Annotated in this window: 5 protein-coding genes and 1 pseudogene; 4 read left to right on the top strand and 2 right to left on the bottom strand. The window is 55.7% G+C overall.

Translation table 11 applies throughout. The features are described from left to right. The 3 genes and pseudogenes from WBR57_RS07530 to WBR57_RS07520 form a co-directional block, all read left to right on the top strand. Positions 1 to 570, top strand: a pseudogene (locus WBR57_RS07530) (TPM domain-containing protein); the annotation flags it as partial. 85 nt (positions 571 to 655) lie between these two features. Beyond that, the gene (locus tag WBR57_RS07525; protein ID WP_424083298.1) at positions 656 to 1,213 is read left to right on the top strand and encodes a hypothetical protein; all 558 of its coding nucleotides are present in this window, start codon (positions 656 to 658) and stop codon (positions 1,211 to 1,213) included. A gap of 35 nt (positions 1,214 to 1,248) precedes the next feature. Then, positions 1,249 to 1,779 (top strand): GNAT family N-acetyltransferase, encoded by a 531-nt coding sequence (locus tag WBR57_RS07520; protein WP_424083297.1) that lies wholly within the window; start codon positions 1,249 to 1,251, stop codon positions 1,777 to 1,779. Here the strand turns inward: WBR57_RS07520 and WBR57_RS07515 are convergent. Further along, on the bottom strand, positions 1,766 to 2,191 hold the full coding sequence (locus tag WBR57_RS07515) for a GNAT family N-acetyltransferase (RefSeq protein WP_424083296.1): 426 nt from the start codon (positions 2,189 to 2,191) through the stop codon (positions 1,766 to 1,768). The two genes, WBR57_RS07520 and WBR57_RS07515, sit on opposite strands and share 14 nt — an antisense overlap. Continuing rightward, positions 2,191 to 2,685, bottom strand: a complete 495-nt coding sequence (locus tag WBR57_RS07510; RefSeq protein WP_424083295.1) for a GNAT family N-acetyltransferase — start codon at positions 2,683 to 2,685, stop codon at positions 2,191 to 2,193. The genes WBR57_RS07515 and WBR57_RS07510 overlap by 1 nt, the downstream gene beginning before the upstream one ends. 447 nt (positions 2,686 to 3,132) lie before the next feature. On the opposite strand from WBR57_RS07510, the gene WBR57_RS07505 reads away from it, so the two are divergent. Next, a complete protein-coding gene (locus WBR57_RS07505) occupies positions 3,133 to 4,983 on the top strand; it encodes a glycosyltransferase (RefSeq protein WP_424083294.1) in 1,851 nt (616 codons plus the stop codon). Positions 4,984 to 5,164 lie beyond the last annotated feature (181 nt).

Below are 5,164 nucleotides of genomic sequence, written 5' to 3'. Positions count from 1 at the left end.
GTGGCAGCCACGGTGCTGCTGGCGATTTTTGGCGGCGGCCGCGACTGGCCGATCTACCTGCTGCTATTGCCGCTGACCATGCTGATCGGCGGCGCGACCTTCGGCGCCCTGTGGCTGGCGCGCACGCTGTTCTATTGCGTGATCGGGCTGCTCATCTACATCGCCGGGCTGCTGGTGGCCGACCACTACGTCGACGTCAACTTCATCCATTGGCTGGCCATGCCGCTCGGTGCACTGGCCGTGCTGGGCGCGTATGTGGTGCTGTGGATCGTTATGAAAGCCGCCTGGAAACGCAGCCAGACCGGTTTTATCGTGCGCCTGTGCGCGGCGGCGGGCGTGTACCTGGCGGCAGGTTTTATCGCCGACGCGGGCCGTGACGGCTGGTTGCTGGCGTTCCCGATTGCCTCGTTTGTAGCGTTGTTCATCTTTGGCAAGACGGCGGGCGGGTCGGGTTCGAGTTCAGGCGGAGGTTCTTCGAGCTCCGGCAGCTCCAGCAGCTCCAGCTCCAGCGGCAGTTCGTCCGGCGGTGGCGGCTCCAGTGGCGGCGGCGGGGCGTCCGGCAGTTGGTAGTGCGGCGAATCGACAGTGGCAATCGGTTCAAGAAATCCGCGATGATGTCGATACGAATTCATCGCCCACAAGGACCGTTACCCGGATGAAACTGCTGAAATTCGCCGCTGTATTGACCCTGCCGCTGCTCGGCGCCTGCTCCGACTACCACTACAAAAATTACCAGGGCGATTGGGCCCCGGAAAAACTGCACCCCGTCGACCTTTCCAATAACGCAGCGAATGCCGTGCTGGTGTACTTCGACACCTGGCGCGAGCGCGAACTGGGCGTACCGTTTCACCGCCTGGCATTGGCGGTCGAAGTCGACGGCGTGCCGTTGCCCGGCGCGGGGCGTCACTCGATTCTCAACGTGACCGGCGAACAAGCCCTCAAGCTCGCACCCGGCAAACACTCGTTGCGCTGGTGCAACGTGTCGATGAACGCCCTGGGCACGGGCGGCGCGTTCTGCGACGAAGGCGCTGACGACGTCGACTTCAAGGCCGGCAAACGCTACCTGGTGACCTATCGCCTTTCCGCCAGCACCCGCGGGGTGGGGCCGAACTACAGCACCCAATACCGCACGTTTTCCAGCATCAAGGACATTGATTCCCAAGAGGTCATCTACCCACCTGCCGGCACCGGCTCATTGATCTCCAATGAGTGAAGGCCAAGCCATCGCATGCTGAGCAGCCGAACGCCATGACCTGCCAGATTCGCCACGCCATCCCCCAGGACGCCTTGTGCATCGGCGTGCTGGGCATGCAGGTGTTTCTCGACACCTACGCCACCGAAGGCATTCGCTGCGCGATCGCCAAGCAAGCGCTGCACGCTTTCGCACCCGAGTCCATCGCCCAACTGATCGAGCAGCCGGGCACGGCGCTGGTGGTGGCCGAGGTGAACAACCACCTGGTCGGCTTCGCCCAGATTCAACTGGGCACCGGCCACGCGCTGATCGACACGCCCAACGTCGCCGAATTGCAACGCCTGTACATCCAGGAACGCTTCACCGGTCAGGGCATCGGCGTTCAACTGCTGCAGGCGGCAGAACAGCTCGCCGCGCACGAAGGCGCTGCGATGCTGTGGGCGACGGTGTGGGTGGGCAACGAGCGCGCGCTGGGTTTCTACCCTCGGCGCGGGTACGCGGTGCTGGGCGCGCCGACCTACACCTTCCAGGGCGAAAGCCATGAAAATCGGCTATTTGGCAAAGCCCTGAGCGCTACAGCTGTTTAGACAGAAACACGCGGCTGCTGCCCGCAGGCTCACAAGGCACCTCGCCGAAGCGCACCCACCCATGCTTCTGGTAAAACCCCGGCGCCTGAAAGCTGAGCGTATACAGCACCGCGTTCGCACATCCTCGGCGCCGTGCTTCGTCTTCGAACGCTTGCAGCAACCGGCCGCCTAGCCCCGTGCCGCGCAGCGAGTCGGGCAAGTGGAACAGGTCGAGAAAGGCCATGCCCAAGGTGGTCTTGCCAGTGATGCCGCCGAGGATTTGCTGGGTGTGTGGGTCCCTCAGCAACACCGTCAGCGGCTGGCGGTCGTTGTAGCCGGTAATGGCCTTATTGAACGCAGCGAGACCCTTGCCGAGAATGCGCTCGGCCTCGGGGTCGGGCTGGTCGCTGACTTCAACCTGCGGCGCCGTCATCACGCGAGCACCCTCACCATCTCATGCCACGCCATCCCGCCGTGATCCGAAGGCGAAGGCTGCACATAGGTGTAGCCCATGCGCGTGTACAACGGCACATGCTGCTCCTTGCACATCAAATGAATCGTCTGCTTGCCCAGCGCGCGCATGCGCTGCACAAAATCCGTCATCAACAGCGTGGAATACCCCTTGCCCTGATGCGCCGGGTCGACCACTACCGACATAATCACCACATTCGGCGCCTCGGCCGCATGCCCCACCAACTCCTTGAACGCCTCGTCCGACATCACCACCTGATGCGCGCAACCACAGTTGATAAACCCCACCACCTCGGCATCAGCTTCCAGAATCAAAAAACCTTGCGGGTACTGCGCAATCCGCGTGGCGATCTTCTCCAGCGTCGCGGCTTCGTCGCCTTCGTAGGCGCTGATTTCGATTTCAAAGCAGCGCGCGGCGTCGGCGGGCAGGGCGTTGCGGAAAGTGAGGGCAGGCATGGGCATTTCCTGGGGCGTTAAGCGAAAGGCCCCATCATAAAGAAACATCAGCGGCCTGACACTGACGATGCTGAGCAAGCTAGCTGTGGCAAGCCTGCTCGCCACAACAACCCAGAAGTACCCGGCCGGGCTTCCCAAAACCAGAAAACCCTGCAAAGCGGGTTTCCTCAACACTTAAATCACATCAACCCGCAACAGGCGAAACCCGGTCGCTGACCGAGGTCGGCGACGGCGCGAACGCTACGCGGCGCCTCGATCGTTGCAACCGCAAATCATCATCTATGGTACGCCGATGAAGGCTCGACCAGTCTATTAGAAAAAATGACCACTGTTATTTCGGAATTGAATAGAGAACTGTCAACTCTCACAGTAGGCGACCATTGCTTGATCATCCACTATGGGTAGTGTTTTTGGCGATTTAGATGCGTGACACATAAGGACGTTTCAATGGATGCGCTATATTTTGGAGTGTACATATATGCCCTGACCGGCTTGATACTAATGGCACGGTTTACTCTCATGATTCAAAGCAATCTTGTTTGGCGATTGACATGGTGTGGTGGCCTAGGAACGGCGTTGTTATTGGCGTGGTGGACAGTGACGGATTTTAGTAGTGTAACAATCCCACTGATTGGTGGTGTTGTATTTGGTGTGATAGTTAAGGTGTCTGCACGACGTTATACAGAGTTTGGACGATTATTGATGTCTTCCGGTTTTTGCGTTTCTTTGACCATCGTCGTCTCTGTGCACGACATGTTAGGGTTTCGTGAGTGGCCGGATTTCATGGTCATGATCGGTTATGGAGGATTGATATTATTCTTGCTGATGACGATTTTTGACTCGCTTTGGGGAGTGATTGTCGACTTGCCTTGTTATTCAATAAATTTCTCGAAGCGCGACCGTGCGTTGGATGTATTGGCGTCGCCCCTGACGTATAGGGTATATCCCAAAGTGTCAGTGCATGTGCCTTGTTATCATGAACCTTCCGAAATAGTTATTGCCACCTTGGACGCCCTGTCACGGCTCGATTATTCAAGTTTTGAAGTCATCGTAGTAGATAATAATACGAAAGATCCTGCGCTCTGGCGTCCTGTTGAACAACACTGCGTTGCCTTAGGTGAAAAATTTAAATTTTTTCACGTGGACCCTCTCTACGGCGCCAAAGCGGGAGCGATGAACTTTGCATTAAGGAAGACTGATCCCAGTGCAGACATAGTAGCTGCGGTAGATGCGGATTATCTTGTCGAACCACATTTTCTCAGAACCCTGGTAGGCCTGTTTGACGATCGGAATGTTGCGTTTGTGCAGTCAAGTCATGATTACAGGGGGTGGAGTCATAATCCCTTTTTATCCAGCGTTTACTACCATTATTTACCGGCGCAGAAAATAGTGCATCCAGCAACTAATGAGTTCAACGCAGCAAATTTGGTGGGTACCATGTGTCTCGTGCGACGCCAGGCACTCGAGGAGGTAGGGGGATGGGCGGAATGGAGCTTGACGGAAGATGACGAATTATCCGTAAGGCTGCACGCGAAGGGATACACAGGTCACGTCTTTGAAGACACGTTCGGGAGAGGGCTTATTCCTGAGACCTTCGAGGGTGTAAAAAAGCAATTGTTTCGTTGGGCGGCAGGGCCGGTACAGGAGTTTAAGGTGAATTGGCGTATGCATTTAGGGTTAGATCAAGACAGTGAGTTTACCCCGAGTCAACGAATTTTGCGCCTGAAGCGGTTGTTTGGTTATATGAGCTCTGGGTTGTTTTTTGTGCCCAGTGTGCTGATGGCTTCTATCGCGGCTTACTTAATAGTCAATCATGTACAGCTCGTGGTGCCTGGTAGTGTGATAGCTTTTCTGGTTGTGGGTATAGTCATTAATTATTTGAAAGTATGGATCGCTCTGCGGAGGTTGGGCAACCGCGGATTTAGAAATTACGTTCTGACTATCATGTTGGAAAGCGCGCTTCGTTGGAATGCTGCGGTCGCGTTTTTTGTACCGATTTTTCAATTGGATATGCGATGGGTTAGGACTGATAAATTTAAGAAGGTGGGCAGTCTGATGAGAGCTTTCCATTCTTCAAAAGTTGAAGTGATTATCGGGCTACTGCATTTTTCTGTCGGCGTGGTGATAGGGTGCTATGCCAATTTTAAAGTGGTGGAGATTCTAGCAATACTGTCTGTCTGGCTCATGCTGAGAGGGTTGGGTTTTATGGGGGCATTTATAATTGCTGCGATGGGCGAGTACAGCCTGAGACTCGGTCCTCTGCAACGTGCAGAGGATCAAGCGTTGCAGCATATTTGATGGCTTTTTGCTCGTTACTTGAAAGCATGAGTATGAATTTGTAGGGTGGCGTAAGGGGACTGTCAGTTTTTTTGTGTGCGGGCCGGTAACGGCCTGCCCTGAGGCAGGCCGTGCTTTTACCAGGTTGGCCTGATAAATCGATCTCCGTACAGAATCGCAAATTGATTCATCGCACTTTTCC

This window comes from Pseudomonas sp. (genome assembly GCF_049590575.1).
GTDB lineage: Bacteria > Pseudomonadota > Gammaproteobacteria > Pseudomonadales > Pseudomonadaceae > Aquipseudomonas.
This window is presented reverse-complemented; position numbering and strand designations above follow the sequence as displayed.